The organism is Isoptericola sp. BMS4 (assembly GCF_011634835.1).
Lineage (GTDB): Bacteria > Actinomycetota > Actinomycetes > Actinomycetales > Cellulomonadaceae > Isoptericola.
Genome location: NZ_SIRP01000001.1, coordinates 2378056 through 2396493, shown reverse-complemented (window position 1 = coordinate 2396493; position 18438 = coordinate 2378056). Strand labels below are relative to the sequence as shown.

The window sequence follows — 18438 nt, the reverse complement described above, 5'->3', positions numbered from 1 at the left end:
CGCGACACATAGGTCCAATGCCATGTTTCGCTCGAAACCATCGACTTCATCGATGCATCGGTCGTAGACTGCGAGGATGTCCGTCACTCCCGCCGCCCAGCGTGCCGACCTCGACCTCACCCGGCTGCGGGTCCTCGACGCCGTCGCCCGCACCGGGTCCGTGACGGCGGCCGCCCGCGAGCTGCACTACGCCCAGCCGTCCGTGAGCCACCACCTGTCCCGGCTGGAGGCCGAGGCCGGGATCGCGCTGCTGGTCCGCTCCGGGCGCGGCGTGCGACTCACGGACGCGGGCCGGCTGCTGGCCGCGCGCGCCGAGGAGATCCTCGGGCGGCTCGACGGCGCGCGCCGCGAGCTCGACGCGCTCGCCGGGCTCCGGGCGGGGCGGGCCCGCCTCGCCGCGTTCCCGTCGGCGCTCGCCACGCTCGTGCCGGACGCCGTGGCACGGCTCCGCGACTCCCACCCCGGTCTGAGCGTCGGCCTCGTCGAGGCCGAGCCGCCCGAGGCCGTCGCCGCGCTCACCACGGGCGAGGTCGACGTCGCCCTCGTCTTCGAGCACTCCGACGTACGGCACGCCCGCTCCGTGACCGACCTGTCCCGGTTCGAGGTCACGATCGTGCACGACGAGCCCGTCACCCTGGTGACCCCGAGCACGCCGCACGGGGCCGGCGCCGCCTCCGCCACGACCCTCGGTGACCTGCAGGACGCCGACTGGATCGCGGGCTGCGAGCGCTGCCGCGCCGACCTCGTCGCCCGGTGCGCCGGCGTCGGCTTCGTCCCGCGCATCGCGTTCGAGACCGACGACTACGTGGCGGTGCAGGCCCTCGTGGCATCCGGCGCGGGCGTGAGCGTGCTGCCCGGGCTGGCGCTGCGGGCCCACCGGCACCCCGGGGTCCGCACCGTCCCGCTGCCGGGGGCCTCGCGCCGCGTGCTGGCCCTCACCGTCGGCGCCCCGGCCCCGCCCACGGCGGCGCTCGTCGAGCGCCTCGCCGCGGCGGGCCGGGCGATGGACGGCCCGCTGTCGAGCGACGACGTCCCCGGATAGGTTCGCCTCATGCCGGCGGAGCTCGTAGCGGTTCTCGACGGGTGGTGGGCCACCGGCGACTACGACGTGGCCCGCGAGGTGCTGCAGCGCGGGGTCGCGGCGCTGCTGTGCCTCGCGTTCGTCCAGGCGCTCGGGCAGTTCCGCCCGCTGCTCGGCGAGCGGGGGCTGCAGCCGGTGCCGGAGTTCGTGACGCGGACCAGGTTCCGGGACGCCCCGTCGCTGTTCCACCTGCGCTACTCCGACCGGCTCCTGGTGGTCGTGGCCGGGGTGGGCGCCGCGCTCTCGGCGGCGGTGGTCGTGGGCCTCGTGCAGCTCGGCCCGTGGTGGGTGACGACGGCGGCGCTGCTGGTGTGCTGGGCGGCCTACCTGTCGATCGTCGACGTCGGGCAGCGGTTCTACTCGTTCGGCTGGGAGATGCTGCTGTGCGAGGCGGCGTTCCTCGTGGCGTGGTTCGGCTCGCTCGCCGTGCCCGTGCCGTTCCTGCTGGTGCTGGCGTCCCGCTGGCTGCTCTTCCGCCTGGAGCTGGGCGCGGGCCTCATCAAGTGGCGGGGCGACCGGGCCTGGCGCGACCTCACGGCGATGGACCACCACCACGAGACGCAGCCCATGCCGGGGCCGTTCAGCTGGCACGCGCACCACCTGCCGCGGTGGTGGCACCGCACGGAGGTGGTCGGCAACCACGTCACCCAGCTCGCGGTGCCCTGGCTGCTGTGGCTCCCGCAGCCGGGGCCGAGCATCGCCGGGGCGGCCGTGGTGGTGACGCAGGGCTGGCTCGTGCTCACCGGGAACTTCGCGTGGCTGAACTGGGCCGCGATCGTGCTCGGCGCCGCGATGGTGTCCGACGGCGTCTGGGCGGCGCTTCTCGGAGGGCCGGGCGCCGGCTCGGCAGGCGCAGCGGCCCAGGCCCCGGGGCCCGACGGGTACGTGCTCGTCGTCGCGGCCGTCGTCGTGCTGCTGGCGGTGCTCTCGGTGCGCCCGGCGCTGAACCTGACCTCGCCGCACCAGCGGATGAACGCCAGCTTCGACCCCCTGCGGCTCGTCAACGCGTACGGGGCGTTCGGCTCCGTGACACGCCGCCGCGAGGAGGTCGTGATCGAGGGGTCGCTGCCCGCCGAGCCTGGCCCGGCCGACTGGCGCGAGTACGCCTTCCGCGGCAAGCCGGGCGAGGTGGGGCGGCGCCCGCCGCAGGTCGCGCCGTACCACCTGCGCCTCGACTGGGTGCTGTGGTTCGTCCCCCTGGGCGTGCGCGGCCCGTGGATCGCCCGGCTCCTGCTGCGCCTGCTGCAGGCGGACCGGGCGACCCTGCGCCTGCTGCGGCACGACCCCTTCGACGGGACGGCACCCACGTGGGTCCGGGTGCGGCTCTTCCGCTACCGGTACACGACGCCGGCCGAGCGGCGGGCGACCGGCGACTGGTGGGTGCGCCACGAGCTCGGGACGCTGGTGGACCCGGTGCGGCGGGCGGACCTGGAGGCCTGACCACCGCACCGGGTCGTTCGTCGAGGTCGTGGGTCGAGGTCGCCCGTCGTCGCCCCACGTCCCGGCCGCTCAGGCCATGGAGTCCTGCCACGCCGCGTGCAGGGCCGCGTACCGGCCGGTGCCGGCTGCCAGCTCGGCCGGCGGGCCGTCCTCCACGACCCGGCCGTGCTCCATCACCAGCACCCGGTCCGCGATGGCGACCGTCGAGAGCCGGTGGGCGATGATGATCGCGGTCCGGTCGGCGAGCAGGGTCTGCAGGCCGCGCTGGACCTGCCGCTCCCCCGGGATGTCGAGCGAGCTCGTCGCCTCGTCCAGCACGAGGACGGCAGGGTCGGCGAGGAACGCCCGGGCGAAGCTCAGCAGCTGGCGCTGGCCCGCGGACACGCGCCCGCCGCGCTTGTTCACCTCCGTGTCGTACCCGTCCGGCATGGCGGTGATGAACTCGTGCGCGCCCACCGCCCGGGCCGCGGCCTCGATGTCGGCCTGCGGGGCGTCGGGCCGGCCGAGCGCGATGTTCTCGCGCACGGACCCGCTGAACAGGTACGCCTCCTGCGTGACCATGACGACGGCACGCCGCAGGTCGGGGGTCGACAGGTCGCGCAGGTCGACGCCGTCGAGCGTCACCCGCCCGGACGTCGCGTCGTAGAACCGCGTGACGAGCTTGGCGACCGTCGACTTGCCCGCGCCCGTGGTCCCGACCAGCGCGACCGTCTGGCCCGCCGGGATCGTCAGGTCGAGGTCCGGGAGCACGAGGGGCCCCTCGCCGTACCGGAACTGCACGTCGTCGAGCCGCAGTGCGCCCCGCGCCCGCGGCAGCGCCGTCGGGTGCTTCGGCTCGACCACGGTCGGCACCTCGGCCAGCAACCCGGAGACCTTCTCGAGGGCCGCGGTGGCGGACTGGAACGAGTTGTAGAAGTTCCCGAGCTGCTGGATCGGCTGGAAGAACCGCTTGACGTACAGCAGCGACGCCACGAGCACGCCCACGTCGAGGTCGCCGGCGTACACGCGCCACCCGCCGACGGCGAGCGCGGCCGCCACCGCCACGTTGCCGATGAGCACCAGGCCGGGCTGGTAGCGACCGTTGACGCCGAAGATGCGCAGGTTCGCGTCGCGGTACTCCTCGCCGAGCCGCCCGTAGTCGGCCTCGGTGGTGCCCTCGCGGCGGAACGCCTGCACGGCGCGCATGCCCGTCATCGTCTCGACGAACTTCACGATGAGGCGGGCCGACGCGGTGCGCTGCTCGCGGTAGTACAGCTGGGACTTCTTCTGGAACCAGCGCGTCAGCAGCCAGGCGGGCACCATCGCCACGGCGAGCACCAGCCCGGAGCGCCAGTCGAGCAGGAAGAGGCTCAGGCCGGTGAAGACCATGAGCATCAGGGAGGACACGACGCCCGTGAGCCCGCCGTCGAGCAGCTCGCGCAGGGACTCCAGGTCGGACGTCTGGCGGCTGATGATGCGACCCGAGGTGTAGGACTCGTGGAACTCCAGGCTGAGCAGCTGGGTCTGGCGGAACACCCGCCGGCGCAGGTCCAGCAGCACGCCCTGGGCGATCCGGGCCGCGGCGCGCACGTACGCACCGGCGCAGAGCCCGCCCGCGACGGCGGCGACGAGGTAGGCGGACCCGACGAGCGCGAGGGTCGAGGCGTCGCCGTCCGCGAGCGCCGGCACCGCCTCGTCGATGGCGAGCGAGACGAGCCACGGCCCGGCGACCTGTCCCAGCGTGGAGGTGACGACGAGGAGGCCGGCGACCACGAGAGCGCGGACCCGGGGGCGCAGCAGCTCACCGAGGAGCCGCTTGGAGCGCGACCGGACGGCGCGCGAGGTGGCGTCGTCGAGGCGGGTGGCGTCGTCGGAGGCCGCGTCGGTGGCGCGGTGGCCCGGCTCGGGCCGGGGTGCGGGGGCGTTCACCGGTGGTCCTCCGTCCTGCCGTGCGTTCCTGTGCCGTGCGGCTCTGTGCTCTGCGTGCCGGATCCGGGCGGCCCGTCGTCGTCCTCGTCGCGGTGCGCGCAGTGCTCCCAGTCCTCCTCGAGGTTGGAGATGACGTAGCGGTAGTGGGCGTCGGTGGCGAGCAGCTCGGAGTGGGTGCCGACGGCGGTGATCCGCCCGTCCTGCAGCACCGCGACGCGGTCGGCCAGGGCGACGGTGGAGGGCCGGTGGGCGATGACGAGGCTGGTGGTGCCGGCGAGCACGTCGCGCAGCCGGACGGTGACGGCCTCCTCCGTGGCCACGTCGAGGGCGGACAGGGGGTCGTCGAGGACGAGGACGGGCGGGTGCGCGGCGATGGCGCGGGCCAGCGCGAGGCGCTGCCGCTGTCCGCCGGACAGGGAGAGCCCTTCCTCGCCGATGCGGGTCTCGACGCCCTCGGGCAGGTCGTGGACGAAGCCCGCCTGCGCGACCTCGAGCGCCTCGCGCAGGCGCCGCTCGCGCTCGGGCTCCGGTACGGCGTCCGGTCCCGACTCGGGGACGCCGAGGAGCACGTTCTCGCGCACGGAGGCGGAGAAGAGCGTCGGGTCCTCGAAGGCCACGGCGACGGTGCGGCGCACGTCGTGGCGCCGCATGCGGCGGACGTCGACGCCGTCGAGGAGCACGCTGCCGCCGGTGACGTCGGCGATGCGGGGCAGGAGCATCGCGAGGGTGGACTTGCCGGAGCCGGTGAGGCCGACGAGCGCGGTCGTGGTCCCCGCGGGCAGGTCGAGGTCGACCCCGGCCAGGAGGGGGCGCGCCGCGTCGGAGTGCTGGTAGCGCACGCCGCGCAGCTCGACGTGCCCGCGGGCGGGGCCCGGGTCGACGGGGTCGTCCGGGTCGGCGAGCGGGTTGGGCGTCTCGATGACCTCGAAGAAGCGGTCGACGGCGGTGCGGGCGTTGAGCGTCATCGACAGCGTCATGCCGAGGTCGACGACCGGACCGTTGATGATCGCCGCGGTGAAGAAGAACGCGACGAGGTCGCCGAGGGAGATGCGGCCGTGCGCCGCGAGGACTGACCCGAGGACCAGGCAGACGGCGAGCGTGACCTCGGGGATGAGGTGGAGCGACATCGTCACGGTGGCCTGGTTCCCGGCCTTGCGCATCTCAGTGCGCCGTAGCTCCTCCGCCTGCCCGGTGAAGGAGGCGAGCGCGTCACGGCCGCGGCCGAAGGCCTTGAGCACGCGGATGCCGTGCACGGACTCCTCGACGGTGTTCGCCAGGTCGCCGGACTGGTCCTGCGAGAGGCGCGCGATGACGCGGTAGCGCCGGGAGAAGCGGAACGCGATGACGGTCACGGGGATCGCGCCGGCGAGGTAGACGACGCCGAGCCAGCCGGCGGTGGCCACGAGCAGCCCGACACCGACGACGATCGTCACGGTGCTGACGACGAGCTGCAGCAGCCCGAAGACCAGCCAGCGGCGCAGGAGGCCGAGGTCGCCCATCATGCGGCTGAGCAGCTGCCCTCCGGGCCAGCGGTCGTGGAAGGCGGCCGGCAGGTCCTGCAGGTGGCGGAACAAGGCCATGCGCATGGCGGCCTCGACGCGCGTGCCGGGGTACATCACGAGGTTGCGCCGCAGGAGCACGAACGCGGCCTCGGCGATGCCGAGCACGAGCACGGCGGCGACGGGCAGCACGAGGGCGGAGACGTCCCGGGTGGCGGCGCCGGCCGCGAGCGGGCCCTCGACGAGCGCCTGCAGCACGCGCGGGATCGCGAGGGCGGCGAGGCTGGCGCCGAGGGCGGAGAGCAGGCCGCCGACGAGGCGCGGGACCGCCGTTCGGACGTAGGGGTAGAGGCGCCGCACGGAGGCCCAGGTGGAGAGCTGGGATCCTGCCGGTGGCGTGGTCCCGCGCGCCTGGGGAGCGCTTTCCTCGGGCTCGTGGGCCGGGGTGGCGGGGAACCGGTCGTCGGGACTGTCGGACGCGTCTGCCGAGGACGCTCTCGGCGAGCTGGCTGTGTCAGGCATCACCCCTATTATCGCACCGGCCACCGACACGCTTGCCCCGGTCACGTGGCGCGGCGGCCGGCGGCCGGCCGCGCCACGCGGTCCCGCCGCAGGTCAGGGGCGCGCGGGAGCACCCTCGGGAGCGGGTGCCGGCACGGCTTCGGCGGCGGCATCGGAGCCGGCGTCCGCGGCCCAGGCGTGCGCCTGGTCGAAGAACGCCACCTCGTGCAGGCACGCGCGAGCGAACGCGGACCGCATCCGGTCCCGCTGCTCCGCCGTCGCGGTGCCGGCGGTCCGCCGCAGGATCGCCACCGCCTCGCGCGCGGCCGCCGCGAACGCGTCGTCGGCGTACGTGCTCAGCCACGCCGCGTACGGGTGGGCGTCGTGGTGGCGGGCCGCGAGCCGCTCCCCTACGTCGGCGTAGATCCAGTAGCAGGGCAGCACGGCCGCCACGAGCGTCGGGTAGTCCGACCCGGCCGTGCGCAGGTGGTCCAGGTACGCCCGGGTCGTGGGGCTCTGCGCCACGTCGTGCGGCTCGCCGCCCAGCCACGAGCCGTGCAGGTCGAGCTCGGTGGCCAGCGCCCCGTGCGCCCCGCCCGCCCAGAACGTCTGCTCGGCCCGCGTCGGCGCCAGCTCGGCCGCCCGGGCCAGGGCGCGGGCGTAGTCGCGCAGGTACAGCGCGTCCTGCTCCAGGTAGTACCGGAAGTGCGCGGCGCCCAGCGTGCCGTCGCCGAGGGCGCGCACGAACGGCAGGGCGTCGATCCGGGCACGCAGCGGTGCCGCGGCGGCCCACCAGTCGGCGACGAGGGCCGCCCCCTCGCGCTCGACCCGCGCCGCGGCGTCGACCGCGCCGTCCAGCGATCCGTCAGGTGCGGCACCGGCGGCCAGCCACCGCGCCACGTCCCCCGGCGCGCCGCCGGGCGCGGGCAGCACCGGCCCGCCGGCCCGCACCGCCACCAGGTGGTCGACCGGCCCGTTGCCCTCCCCCACCGCGAGCGCCTCACCGGCGGCGATGGCGCGGGTCAGCCAGTCCTTGGTCTCGCGCAGGGCACGCGCCCAGTCGTGGTGGCGCGCGTACCGCGTCGCCAGCCCCGCGGACAGCGAGCAGCCGGTGCCGTGCGTGGCGGTGGTGCCGACCCGGGCGGCGCCGACCTGCGCGACGAGGCCGTGCGGGCCCACGAGCGCGTCGGGCACGTCGGCGCCGGCGGGACCGTCGAGATGGCCGCCCTTGGCGACCACGAGGACGTCGTGGCGTGCGGCGAGGCGGCGGGCCTGGGCGAGCGCGGCGGGCCAGTCCACGGCGACCGGCTCGCCCGCGAGGACCGCGAGCTCGGGCAGGTTCGGCGTGACCACGTCGACGAGGCCGAGCAGGCCGGTCAGGGCGCGCTCGGCGTCGGCGTCGAGGAGGCGGTCGCCGCTCGTGGCGATCATCACGGGGTCCAGCACGACGGGCGGACGGCGGCGCGTGGCGCCCGAGGGCAGCGTGCCGAGCCAGTCGGCGACGACGGTGACGACGTCCGCCGCGCCGAGCATGCCGATCTTCACGGCGTCGATCGCCACGTCGTCGGTCACGGCCGCGAGCTGGTCGGCGAGGAACGCGGCGGGCGGCGTGTGCACGCCCCGCACGCCGCGGGTGTTCTGCGCGGTGAGCGCGGTGACGGCCGTCATGCCGTACCCGTCGGCCGCGGCGACCGACTTGAGGTCGGCCTGGATCCCGGCGCCCCCGGAGGGGTCCGACCCCGCGATCGCGAGGACGCGGGGGACGGCGGTCCCGGTCCCGGGTCCGGTCGCGGCCGTGCTTGCGGTGCTGGTGCTGGCGTCGTCGCGGCGGTGCAGCTGCACGCTCATGTCGACATCCCTTCGCTAGTGCGAGCTAGATCAGGTTCGACGGGTGTGCTCTCAGCACCACGGCGCCGGTCACGGCCCACGGCCGCGCCGACGACGGGTGCACCCCGTGTCGTGGGCGCCACCCTAGCGCGACGCCGGCACCGGGCGTCGAGCACCGCGTCTCCCGGCCGGGCGCACGCCGGACGGTACTGTGGCCCGGTGCCCGTGATCGTCCGCCGCGCCCGCGAGCTGCTCGTCGCCAGCACGACGCTCAGCATCGCGGCAGCCGCGCACCTGGTCGCCGGGGGCGTCCTGCCCTCGTCGGTGCTCGGGTGGGTGGTGCCCGTGGCGCTGACGCTGCCGGTGGCGGTCTGGACGGCGCGCCGCCGGCTGACGCTGCGGCGCCTGCTGCCGGCGACGGCGGCGCTCCAGGTGGTGCAGCACACGACGCTGTCGTTCATGGCGACCGCGGACGCCGTCCGCGGCGGCTCCTCGCCCGTCCCCGCGGGCGGGCACGGGGCGCACGCCGGGCACCTGGCGCTCGACGCCGGGGCCCTGGCCTCCCCCACGCTCGCTGCCGGCGGGCACGCGCACGACGCCGGCACGGCCACGAGCGCCCTCATGCTCGGCGCGCACGCCGCGGCCGTCGTCCTCACGGCGCTCCTCGTGGCCGCCGGCGACCGCGCCGCGGCCTTCCTCGTGGTCTGGCTCGGCGCCGTCGCCGTCCTGGTGGCCGCACCGCGGCCGCCGCTCCCCGCGCGCCGGAACCTGCCGCCGCGCACCACCTCCTGGGTGCCGCGCACCTGGTGGGCCCTGGCGGGCCTGCGGCTGCGCGGCCCGCCGGGCGCTCCCGCGCACGCCTGACCCCGGTCGACCTGGTCGCGCCGGGACGGTCGTGCGCGCCGGCACACGCCCCGCGGCGGCCCGCACCCGCCGCCGCCGAGGGCTCGACCCACCAGGCTCGACACCAGGAGCACAGACATGCCCTTCACCCGTCCCCGCATCCGCACCGCCGTCGCCACCGGCGCGGTGACCCTCGGCCTCGTCGCCCTCGGCGCTGGCGCCGCGTCCGCGCACGTCACGGTCGCCCCCGGGGAGACCGCCGCCGGCAGCTACGCGACCCTGACGTTCAAGGTCCCGAACGAGTCCGCCGACGCCTCGACGACGAAGCTGCGGGTGGACCTGCCCGCCGACACCCCGTTCACCAGCGTGTCGGTCGAGCCCGTGCCGGGCTGGACCGCGAAGGTCACCGATGCCGAGCTGCCCGAGCCCGTCGAGGTGCACGGCACCGAGGTGACCGAGGCGCCCCGCACCGTCGTGTGGACCGCGGACGACGACGCGGCCGCCATCGCGCCCGGCGAGTTCCTCCGGTTCACGGTCTCGGCGGGCGCCGTCCCCGAGGGCGTGGACGAGATCGTCCTGCCCGCCACCCAGACGTACTCCGACGGCGAGGTCGTCGCGTGGGACGACGAGGCCGCCGACGGCGCGGAGCCCGAGCACCCCGCCCCCACGGTCACGGTCACGCCGGCCGACGAGGACGGCGCGCACGGCGGCACGGCGTCGGACGCCGCCTCCGACGGCGCGAGCGCCGCGGCCGCCTCCGACGAGGCAAGCACCGAGACCTCGCCTCTCGCGCTCGGGTTCGGCGCCGCCGGCCTGGGGCTCGGGCTCGTCGGCGCCGTGACCGGGGTCGTCGCCCTGCGGCGGTCGCAGCGCGGGGGCGACCGGTGAGGCCCGGCCGCGCCCTGCGCGCGGGCCTGCGCGCCACCGCCACGGCGGGCGTCCTCGCCCTCGCCGGCAGCCTGGCCGCCGCCCCCGCGTCCGCGCACAACGTCGTCGTCGGCACCTCCCCGGGCACCGACGAGACCGTCACGACGGCCCCGGACGAGGTGTCGGTGACGTTCGACGACGTCGTGCTGAACGTGTCGGCCGACGGGTCCAGCACGGCGGTGCAGGTCACCGGCCCCGACGGCGCCGAGCACGCCGACGGGTGCCCCGCCACGCAGGACCGCACGATCTCGGTGCCGGTCGTCCTCGACGAGCCCGGCACCTACACGGTCGCGTGGCGCGTCGTCTCCGCGGACGGGCACCCCACGAGCGGCGAGTTCGCCTTCACGTACGCGCCGGAGGACGACGGCGCCGCCTCGACGGCCGGGGACGACGGCGGTCGTGAGGCGAAGGGGTGCGGGTCGCAGGCGCAGGCCGATGGCGCCGGCGCGCAGGACGGCGACCCCGGGCAGGCCGCCGGCGAGCAGGCGGCCGAGGCCGGCGACGCGTCGGGCGGCTCCGACCTGCCCGTCGTGCTGGGGATCGCGGCCGCCGTGGTCGTCCTCGCCGGTGCCGGCGTGGTGCTCGCGCTGCGCCTCGGGCGACGGCGCTCCTGAGGCCGGGGCCCGCCGGGAGCCCCTCCTGGCGGGCCCGGTCCCCCTCAGCAGCGGCGGTACTCCTGGGCGCCGCCCCGGTCACGCACGGCCACCCCGAGGCCGGTCAGCGCGTCGCGGGCGGCGTCCGCCTCGCCGGCCCGGCCGTCGGCCAGGGCGCGGCGCCGGTCGCGCAGGAGGGCGTGGGCCTCGGGTGCCAGGCCCGGCGCGTCGTCGACCCACGGCGTGAACCGGTCCTCCAGGGGATCCGTGGTGCCCAGCCAGCGGTAGCCGTGGTCGCCGAGGGCGGCGCGCAGCCTGCCCGCGACCGCGCGGTCGGCCTTGACCCGCACCGGTTCGGCGCCGGACGGCTCGCGGACCACGAGGTCCGGCTCGGCGAGGAGCACCCCGGCCACCCGGGCGCGGTCGACGTGGCGGCTCCAGTCGCCGCGGCGCACGGCCAGGCCCTGCGGGCCGACGGTCACGACCGGGTTGTCCTTCTCCCACGCGTCGGCGACCCAGAGCCCCCCGACCGCCCCGAGCACCCCGAGCACGGCCACCGCCCACGGCACCGGCAGCTCGGCGGCGAGACGCAGCGGCCCGGGGGCGCCGTCGACCAGGTCCAGCAGCAGGCCGACGAGGGGCCGCACGGCGAACCCGGCGCCGACGCCCAGCACCGCTCCGACGGCGGCCAGCACGGGATACCACGCGGGGGGCAGCCGCACGGTGGTGGCGGGCGCACCCACGCTCGGGGACGACGTCGCGGGATCGGTCACGGCAGGTCACCTTTCGTCGGTGCGAGGTAGGCGTTCACGGTGCGTCGCAGCTGGGCCCGCAGGTCGCGGCCCGGGGCGGCGTGCAGGTACACGGCGTCGACGAGGGCCTGGGTCCAGCGCGCGGACTCGCGCGGGTCGAGCGTGGGGTCGACCTGCCCGGTCGCGATCCCGCGGGCGACGAGGCGCTCGAGGCCGGCGACCACCGCCTCGTCGGTGGCCGTCATGACGGCCACGAGGGCAGGGTCGTGGTCCGCGCGCCGGAACAGCTCGGTCAGCAGCCCGGGCGCCGACTCGTCCACCGAGTCCGCCGCGAGCGCGTCGAGCACGCCGTGCAGCGCCTCGACCGGGTCGGTGACGCCGGACGCCTCCCGGAGCAGGGACTCGATCCGTGGCAGGTCGCGCTCGAAGACCGCGCGGAAGACGGCCGCCTTGTCCTCGAACCAGTAGAAGACCGCAGCCGTGCTCATCCCCGCCTCGGCGGCGATCCGCGACACCGGCGTCGCGGTGTAGCCGTACGTCCCGAACAGGCCGGCAGCCGCGCGGACGATCTGCTCGCGCCGGCGCGCCGCGCGCGCCACGTCGACGGTCCGCGCCACCGTCACCTCCCGGACGTCCGCTCGTCGGGGCCGTCGGCCGCATTCACCGACCCGTTCACTGACCCGGCGATCAGTGAATCCCCGAGGGACAACGTAGCAGCACCGGTCGTGTCCGGGCGGCGAGCCGGGGCCCGTACGATGCGGACCATGAACGCGGGGCAGGTCGTCGGCATCGTGACAGCACTGGTGATCGCCGTGGCGGTGGTCGCGGCCCTTGTCGGGTGGCGGCTGCGCCGGCGTCGCAGCGCTCGGGAGCGGGCGGCGCACGACGAGATCGAGCGGCTCGGCACGACCGCCGGCTCGGCGCTGGTGCGCACGGACGAGCGTGCCCGGCTCGCCGAGGACGAGCTGTCGTTCGCGGTCGCCGAGCTCGGTGAGCGCGACACGACGGAGCTGGCGCCGCTCCTGCGGCGGGCACGGGAGCGCCTGAGCGAGGCGTTCCACCTCAACCAGCTGCTGCACGACCACATCCCGGACACGCCGGCGCAGCAGCGCGAGTGGTACGGGCGCATCGCGGAGCTGTGTGCCTCGGCGGACGGCTTCCTCGACGAGCTCGACGCCGCGGTGGCCGCCAAGCGGTCCACGGTGCGCTCGACGCCGGAGCTGCTCGACCGCGTCGACGCCGAGGCGGCCCGGGTGCGCGGCGGCGTCGCGGACGCGGTGGAGGACGTCGCGCGCCTGGGTGCCGTGTACGCCGAGAGCGCGTTGCGCCCGGTGGCGGACAACCCGGAGCAGGCCGAGCGGCTGCTGGAGTTCGCGGCTCGCAGCACGGCGGCGGCCCGGCGGCGGCTGGAGGCCCAGCAGACGGGCGAGGCGGGGGCCGCGGCCCGCGCGGCGCAGGAGGCGGTCCGGCGCGCCGAGGGGCTCCTCGCCGCGGTCGGCGCGTTCGAGGCCGAGGCCCTGCGCGCCGAGTCCGCCCTCGGGGCCATGGTCGCCGAGTCGCGCGCGGAGCTGGCGGAGGCGCGGGCGCTGCCCGCGACCCAGCGTGCGGGCCGCGTGGACGGCGCCGTCGCGGCGCTGGAGGAGGCCCTCGCGGCGCTGCCGGCGCCCGGTGCCCCCACGGACCCGGTGGCCGACCTGTCGCGTGTGCGGCAGGCCAACACGGCGCTGGACGACGCCGTGCGGGAGCGTGTCGAGCGTGCGGAGCGGGAGCGCCGCATGGCGGCGCAGCTCGCTCCCGCGCTGGACGACGCGGAGCGGCAGGTCGCGTCCGCGCGCAGCGTCGTCGACGACTACCGCGCCCCGGTCGGTCCGGACGCCCGCACGCGGCTCGCGGAGGCGGAGCGGGAGCTCGCCACGGCGCGCTCGGCCGACGACCCGGAGCGGGCCGTCGACGGCGCCCGCCGCGCGGCGACGCTCGCCGCGGAGGCGGCCACGCTCGCCCACCGCGACATCGCGCGCGGCGGGCACGGCCAGCGCTGGGACGGCGGCTGGAACGGCCCGGGCGGCTACGGGCACGGCGGTGTCGGCGTTCCGGGTGGTGGGTACGGGCGCGGCGGGTACGGCCGGGGCGGCTCGGGCGCCCTCGGCGCGGTGCTCGGCGGGATGGTGCTCGGCGGCCTCCTCGACGACGTCGGCGACATGTTCGACTGAGGCGGAGGTGCAGCGCAGGGTGAGGGCCGAGGAACGAGGCACTCGCCCGCAGCGGAACCGCAGACTCAGACGACGGACCACACCGACTGAGGCGGAGGTGCAGCGCAGGGTGAGGGCCGAGAAACGAGGCACTCGCCCGCAGCGGAACCGCAGACTCAGGCGACGGACCACACCCGACTGAGGCGGAGGCCCGGCGGCGCGTCCACCGCTAGCCTGGGGGCATGCGGGTCCGCCGGCGTGTCGTCGTGCGCGGCCGTGTGCAGGGCGTCGGGTTCCGGTACGCGACCGTGCGTGCCGCGCTGGGCCACGGTGTCACGGGCTTCGTGCGCAACCTGCCGGACGGGACCCTCGAGGCGCAGGTGGAGGGCGCCCCGGAGGACGTCGACGAGATGCTGGCGTTCCTGCGGGCCGGCCCGCCCGGCGCGGTGGTGGACGCCGCGGACGTGACGTCCCTGCCGGTGCGTGGCGGGACCGGCTTCGCGGAGGCCCCGAGCCCCGACCCGCACGGGTGGCGCCCACCGCACGCTTGACCCTGACGCGGCGTCAGGGCCCACCGTGGGGCGCATGACCGACACGTTCCCTGCCTTCAGCCTCGGCCCCGTCCCCCAGCCCGTCCCGGGTGCGCCCGCTCCCGAGCTCTTCCGCGGCATCTACGGGATGCCCATGTTCGTCACCGTGCCCAGCGCCGACGTCGCCGCGTCGAGCGACTTCTGGGTGCGCGGCCTCGGCTTCTTCGAGCTCTTCGCGGTGCCGGGCGTCTCGCCCAGCCCGATGGTGCACCTGCGCCGCTGGGCGTTCCAGGACGTCCTGCTCGTCGCCGGCGAGCCCGCCGCGCAGGCGCCGGCGCAGACGGTCTCCTTCTCCTGCGTCCTCGACCAGGTCGACGAGATCGCGGCGGCCTGCGAGCAGGTGCTGGCGGGCTCGACGACCGGCCCGCGGACGACCCCGTGGAACACGGTGGACCTGGAGGTCGTCACGCCCGAGGGCACCCGGGTGGTGATGACGGCAGCGCGCCCGTGGGACCCCGACAGCGCCGAGGCGGCCGCCCTGCGCGAGATCGGCATCGACCGGCCGTGACCTCGCGCCCGCCCACGGCACCGCCGGCGGCGCGGTGCCACACTGGCGGCGTGACCGAGGCATGTCCCGACGACGACGGCTGGACCGTCGGCACCGCCGCGGACGCCGTCGGCGTCACGGTGCGCACGCTGCACCACTGGGACGCCGTCGGGCTGGTGCGGCCCTCCCGGCGTTCGGCGGCCGGCTACCGCCTGTACACGCCGGGCGACGTCGCCCGCCTCCGCCGCGTGCAGGTGTACCGCGACGTCGACGTGCCGCTGGAGCAGATCCCCGCCCTGCTGGACGCCCCGGCCGAGGAGGCGACCCGGACCCTGCTCGGCCTGCGCGACCGCGTGCGCGAGCGGGCCGACCGGCTGCGGACGGTGGCGGACGCCCTCGACCGGCTGGCCGAGGCCAGGGACGGCGGGCTGCCGCTGTCGGAGGCGGAGCAGGCCACGCTCTTCGGCGCGGGGTGGACACCGGAGCACGTGGCCGGGGCGCGCCGCCGGTGGGGCGACTCGGAGCAGTGGGCCGAGCACGCGGAGCGCGCGGCGGGGCGCACGCGCGAGGACTGGGACCGGCTCGCCCGCGAGGCGGACGCCGTGCAGGCGGACCTGGCGGCGGCGTGCCGCGCCGGGCTCGACCCGGCGGGCGACGAGGCGCGCGCCCTGGCGGAGCGGCACCGGGCGATGCTGCAGGCGTCGTTCGCCTGCACGCACGCCATGCACGTGTGCCTGGGCCGGATGTTCGTGGACGACGCAGCTTTCGCCGCGCACTACGACGCGCTCGCTCCCGGGCTCGCACGCTGGCTGCGGGACGCGGTCGAGTCCAACGCCCGCGCCCACGGCGTCGACCCGGAGCGAGCGACGTGGCCGGCGAGCGGGCCGCCCGCGGTCAGCCCGCCGCCGCGGGGACCCTCGCCGCGACCCACTCGATGACGCCCGCGCGGGTGCGCTCGTGGTGCTCCACGACGAGGTCACCGGCGGCGACCCAGCGCATCGGGCGCCGGCCGAAGTGCTCACCCGCCCACGGGACGCTCACCAGGTCGGCGGCGGCCTGCAGCGCGCGCAGCGGCCACACGGTCGAGGCGACGTGGTCGGCGAGCAGCAGGCGGCCGCCGGGGCGCAGCACGCGCACCATCTCCGCGAGCGCCGTCTCGTGGTCCGCCACGGCGCACAGCGAGAACGTGCACACCACGGTGTCGAACGACCGGTCGGGCAGGTCGAGCCGCTGCGCGTCGCCGACCCGCAGGTCGACGTCGAGGCCGAGGGCGTCCGCCCGGCGGCGCGCGACGTCGAGCATGCCGGGGCTCCACTCCACCGCCGTGAGGTGCCCGGCGGTGACGGACCGGGGGTAGTGCGGCAGGTTGAGCCCGGTGCCGGCCGCGACGTCGAGGGTCTCGCCGCGTGCCAGGCCGCACAGGCGCCGCCGCAGGTCGGGGAACATGCGCCCCTCGATCCTGGTGAACAGGCGGTCGTAGTCGGCCGCCTCCCGGTCCCAGCGCCGGCGCAGGCGCGTCGCACGCCGGCCGCCGCCTGTGGTGCTCGCCGCGTCTCCCGTCACGGTCTCAGCGTGGCACGCCGTCCGGGTCCGTGTCCCGGTCCGTCTCCTCGTCCGCGGACCGTCCGGCGTCCTGGACGGTCCGCCGGCCCGTCCCCTGTCCGGTCCCCTGGTCCGTGGCACGGTCCGTGGCACGGTCCGTGGCCGGCGTCGTCGCGTCAGCGTCGTCCCCGGCCGGTGCTGCGAGACCGGGACCCGGGTCGGGCGCCTGCGCGGCCGTCACCCGGGCGCCGCGACGGCGCGCGCCGCGGCGGGCGAGGACCCCGAGCGCCGCGAGGACGGCCGCGGCGGCCAGGAGGACGCCCGCGCCGGCGCCGGTCGCCCAGCCCGCGCGGTCCGTGACGCCCTCGGCGCGGGTCGTCGCCGCCGCGAGGTCCCCGGCGGCGAGCTCCTGCCGCGACGCCCGTGCCCCGGCGTCCAGGCGCAGCACGACCGCGCCGAGGCGGGAGACGGGGTCCCGCTCCCGGTCGGCCTGCGCGACGGCGTTCCCGACGGCGGTGAGGGCGTCGGTCGCCCGCGGCAGGGTCGAGGCGAGCTCGCGGTACTCGGCGGCCGAGCTCGCGTCCTCGTACGCGGTGCGGACGGCGTCGGGCACGGTCAGGCCGGCGGACCGCGCGGCCTGCTGCACGGTGCCCGCCTCCTCGGCCGTGGTCGCGAGGGACTTCACGGCGTCGACGGCGTCGGCGAACTCCCACCCGGTCATGGACTCGCGCACGCCCAGCGGCGGCAGCCAGGCGCCGTCCGTGTCGTCGAGCTCGGTGTACCGGTCGCGGGCGTCGGCACGGTCGGCGAGGAGCCGGCGCTGGTCGCCGTCGACGACCCAGGTGCGGTACGTCTTCGCGCCGTGCTCGACGCCGCCACGCACCTCCGCGAGGTCGAGGAACCGGCGCCAGTCGGTGCGTGCCTGGTTGTGCTCGAGCGACCCGGCGGGCTCGTAGGCGCTCTCCCCTGCCAGCGCGGCGGCGACGACCTGCGCGAACGTCTCGTCGTCGAGGTCGCCCAGCAGGCGCCGCACGGCGGTGTACGAGGCCGCGTAGGCGTAGTCCTCCGTCTCGGCGGAGGGTTCGCCCTCGCGCCACGACGTGAGGGGCAGGGCGGCGTCGTCGTCCCGGTCGGGCGTCTCGCGGGGATCGCTGCCCCGGGCGCCGGTGCGGTCCAGGACGCGGTAGGCGACGGTCTCGGCGAGGCCCTCGTACAGCCAGCGGCCGCCGAGCCGGTCCGGGTGCAGCCAGGCGTGCGAGAGCTCGTGGTAGAGCAGCGCCGCGTCCAGGTCCTCGGGCACGACGATCTCGTCGGCCTGCGCGTCGAACCAGGCGTACCCGAGTGCCTGTGGCGAGACGTCCTCGCGGATCGTGCGCAGGCCGCCCGGCCACGGCTGCCCGACGACGTCCTCCAGTGCGGGCAGGCCGCGCTCCACCTGTGCGGCGACGAACCGCAGCCATCTGCGGTCCCCGGGGAAGGCCCGCAGCGTCACGGTGGCGTCACCGACGGTCACCTCCCGCGTCTCGACCTGCTCCGGGTCGCGGGCGGAGACGACGGCCCAGATGCCGTGCTCGTCGGTGGCTTCCGTCGCCCGGTAGGTGGTGGTGCGCCCGTCCTTGCTCGGGGTGAACGTGTCGCCGGTCGTGTCGAACGTCATCGCGCTCGGCACGACGACGTCGACGGAGGTCTGCCCGGGGTCGCCGGTCGCCTGCACGGCGAACGTGGCGTACCCCGGTCCGACTCGGGTGCGGTCGTCGGACCGCACCGGCTCGCCGGGGATCGTGAAGCTCCACTCGATCGTGCGCGAGCGGCCGTAGTTCAGGGCGGAGAACGACGCCGTCGCCAGCGCGGTGCTGGGGTCCTCGGTGGCGGTCACCGCGACCGGGAGCGAGGCCCCGCCGCTCGCGGCGCGGACGTCCTCGGCGCCCGCGGGCACCGGGATGCCGTAGCGGTCGTAGTAGTAGACGTAGCCGCCGCTGGAGGGCGTCGTGTTCCGGATGGTCGTGGTCACGGTCGCGCGGACCTCGGACGCGTCGGCCTCCAGCACGTACCTGCTGCGGGAGGACTCGGCCAGCCCCTCGTCGGCAGCGGCACCGGGCAGATCGGTGCCGGACAGATCGGTGCCCGGCAGCACGGCGGGCCCCACCGCCAGCGCGGCAGCCAGGGCCGCGACGAGCCCCGCACGCCGCGACACGGCCGATCCGCGATGCCGGGCCCGCCCTCGCGTCGTCGTCCTGCCTGCGCGCACCGCACCCTCAC

16 protein-coding genes and 1 riboswitch are annotated in these 18438 nt (G+C 76.7%); of the genes, 9 read left to right on the top strand and 7 right to left on the bottom strand.

Annotated elements, in window-relative coordinates:
- Positions 1-76 precede the first annotated feature (76 nt).
- Together EYB28_RS10685 and EYB28_RS10680 are read left to right on the top strand one after the other, a co-directional pair.
- The gene (locus tag EYB28_RS10685; protein WP_166847574.1) at positions 77-1042 is read left to right on the top strand and encodes a LysR family transcriptional regulator; all 966 of its coding nucleotides are present in this window, start codon (positions 77-79) and stop codon (positions 1040-1042) included.
- Between the two features lie 9 nt (positions 1043-1051).
- Positions 1052-2521 carry a lipase maturation factor family protein gene (locus EYB28_RS10680; protein WP_166847571.1) on the top strand — a complete coding sequence of 490 codons (1470 nt, stop codon included), beginning with the start codon at positions 1052-1054 and terminating at the stop codon, positions 2519-2521.
- Positions 2522-2590: 69 nt separating this feature from the next.
- Here the strand turns inward: EYB28_RS10680 and EYB28_RS10675 are convergent, their stop codons facing one another.
- The 3 genes from EYB28_RS10675 to EYB28_RS10665 form a co-directional block, all read right to left on the bottom strand.
- The gene (locus EYB28_RS10675) at positions 2591-4429 is read right to left on the bottom strand and encodes an ABC transporter ATP-binding protein (protein ID WP_166847568.1); all 1839 of its coding nucleotides are present in this window, start codon (positions 4427-4429) and stop codon (positions 2591-2593) included.
- Positions 4426-6450 carry an ABC transporter ATP-binding protein gene (locus EYB28_RS10670; protein WP_166847565.1) on the bottom strand — a complete coding sequence of 675 codons (2025 nt, stop codon included), beginning with the start codon at positions 6448-6450 and terminating at the stop codon, positions 4426-4428. The genes EYB28_RS10675 and EYB28_RS10670 overlap by 4 nt, the downstream gene beginning before the upstream one ends.
- A 93-nt stretch (positions 6451-6543) precedes the next feature.
- On the bottom strand, positions 6544-8277 hold the full coding sequence (locus EYB28_RS10665) for a bifunctional hydroxymethylpyrimidine kinase/phosphomethylpyrimidine kinase (protein ID WP_166847562.1): 1734 nt from the start codon (positions 8275-8277) through the stop codon (positions 6544-6546).
- Positions 8268-8394: riboswitch (TPP riboswitch) on the bottom strand. (Overlaps the previous gene by 10 nt.)
- A gap of 81 nt (positions 8395-8475) precedes the next feature.
- On the opposite strand from EYB28_RS10665, the gene EYB28_RS10660 reads away from it, so the two are divergent.
- The 3 genes from EYB28_RS10660 to EYB28_RS10650 all read left to right on the top strand — a co-directional run bounded on the left by EYB28_RS10660 (position 8476) and on the right by EYB28_RS10650 (position 10640).
- Positions 8476-9120 carry a hypothetical protein gene (locus EYB28_RS10660; RefSeq protein ID WP_166847559.1) on the top strand — a complete coding sequence of 215 codons (645 nt, stop codon included), beginning with the start codon at positions 8476-8478 and terminating at the stop codon, positions 9118-9120.
- Between the two features lie 117 nt (positions 9121-9237).
- The gene (locus tag EYB28_RS10655; RefSeq protein WP_166847556.1) at positions 9238-9987 is read left to right on the top strand and encodes a YcnI family protein; all 750 of its coding nucleotides are present in this window, start codon (positions 9238-9240) and stop codon (positions 9985-9987) included.
- On the top strand, positions 9984-10640 hold the full coding sequence (locus tag EYB28_RS10650; protein WP_166847553.1) for a copper resistance CopC family protein: 657 nt from the start codon (positions 9984-9986) through the stop codon (positions 10638-10640). The genes EYB28_RS10655 and EYB28_RS10650 overlap by 4 nt, the downstream gene beginning before the upstream one ends.
- A gap of 44 nt (positions 10641-10684) precedes the next feature.
- Here the strand turns inward: EYB28_RS10650 and EYB28_RS10645 are convergent, their stop codons facing one another.
- Complete coding sequence (locus EYB28_RS10645; protein ID WP_205710889.1) at positions 10685-11392, bottom strand: hypothetical protein; 708 nt, start codon at positions 11390-11392, stop codon at positions 10685-10687.
- Complete coding sequence (locus EYB28_RS10640; RefSeq protein WP_166847550.1) at positions 11389-11988, bottom strand: TetR/AcrR family transcriptional regulator; 600 nt, start codon at positions 11986-11988, stop codon at positions 11389-11391. Before EYB28_RS10640 ends, EYB28_RS10645 begins: the two co-directional genes overlap by 4 nt.
- A gap of 147 nt (positions 11989-12135) precedes the next feature.
- Between EYB28_RS10640 and EYB28_RS10635 the strand changes: the two genes are divergently transcribed.
- The 4 genes from EYB28_RS10635 to EYB28_RS10620 all read left to right on the top strand — a co-directional run bounded on the left by EYB28_RS10635 (position 12136) and on the right by EYB28_RS10620 (position 15575).
- Positions 12136-13581, top strand: coding sequence for a hypothetical protein (locus EYB28_RS10635; protein WP_166847547.1), 1446 nt, complete (start codon positions 12136-12138; stop codon positions 13579-13581).
- 221 nt (positions 13582-13802) lie between these two features.
- Entirely contained in the window at positions 13803-14111 is a 309-nt protein-coding gene (locus EYB28_RS10630; RefSeq protein ID WP_166847544.1) for an acylphosphatase, read from the top strand.
- 34 nt (positions 14112-14145) lie between these two features.
- On the top strand, positions 14146-14658 hold the full coding sequence (locus EYB28_RS10625) for a VOC family protein (protein ID WP_166847541.1): 513 nt from the start codon (positions 14146-14148) through the stop codon (positions 14656-14658).
- Between the two features lie 50 nt (positions 14659-14708).
- Entirely contained in the window at positions 14709-15575 is an 867-nt protein-coding gene (locus EYB28_RS10620) for a MerR family transcriptional regulator (protein ID WP_166847538.1), read from the top strand.
- On the opposite strand, the gene EYB28_RS10615 is transcribed toward EYB28_RS10620, so the two are convergent.
- Together EYB28_RS10615 and EYB28_RS10610 are read right to left on the bottom strand one after the other, a co-directional pair.
- On the bottom strand, positions 15532-16200 hold the full coding sequence (locus EYB28_RS10615) for a class I SAM-dependent methyltransferase (RefSeq protein ID WP_240930503.1): 669 nt from the start codon (positions 16198-16200) through the stop codon (positions 15532-15534). The genes EYB28_RS10620 and EYB28_RS10615 overlap by 44 nt on opposite strands.
- 4 nt (positions 16201-16204) lie before the next feature.
- The gene (locus EYB28_RS10610) at positions 16205-18373 is read right to left on the bottom strand and encodes a hypothetical protein (RefSeq protein ID WP_166847535.1); all 2169 of its coding nucleotides are present in this window, start codon (positions 18371-18373) and stop codon (positions 16205-16207) included.
- Positions 18374-18438: the final 65 nt, after the last annotated feature.

Bases quoted from the DNA above. Each gene is read 5' to 3' on its own strand.
- EYB28_RS10685 (WP_166847574.1), top strand. From the start codon at position 77: ATGTCCGTCACTCCCGCCGCCCAGCGTGCCGACCTCGACCTCACCCGG.
- EYB28_RS10680 (WP_166847571.1), top strand. From the start codon at position 1,052: ATGCCGGCGGAGCTCGTAGCGGTTCTCGACGGGTGGTGGGCCACCGGC.
- EYB28_RS10670 (WP_166847565.1), bottom strand. From the start codon at position 6,450: ATGCCTGACACAGCCAGCTCGCCGAGAGCGTCCTCGGCAGACGCGTCC.
- EYB28_RS10665 (WP_166847562.1), bottom strand. From the start codon at position 8,277: ATGAGCGTGCAGCTGCACCGCCGCGACGACGCCAGCACCAGCACCGCA.
- EYB28_RS10655 (WP_166847556.1), top strand. From the start codon at position 9,238: ATGCCCTTCACCCGTCCCCGCATCCGCACCGCCGTCGCCACCGGCGCG.
- EYB28_RS10635 (WP_166847547.1), top strand. From the start codon at position 12,136: ATGAACGCGGGGCAGGTCGTCGGCATCGTGACAGCACTGGTGATCGCC.
- EYB28_RS10630 (WP_166847544.1), top strand. From the start codon at position 13,803: ATGCGGGTCCGCCGGCGTGTCGTCGTGCGCGGCCGTGTGCAGGGCGTC.
- EYB28_RS10625 (WP_166847541.1), top strand. From the start codon at position 14,146: ATGACCGACACGTTCCCTGCCTTCAGCCTCGGCCCCGTCCCCCAGCCC.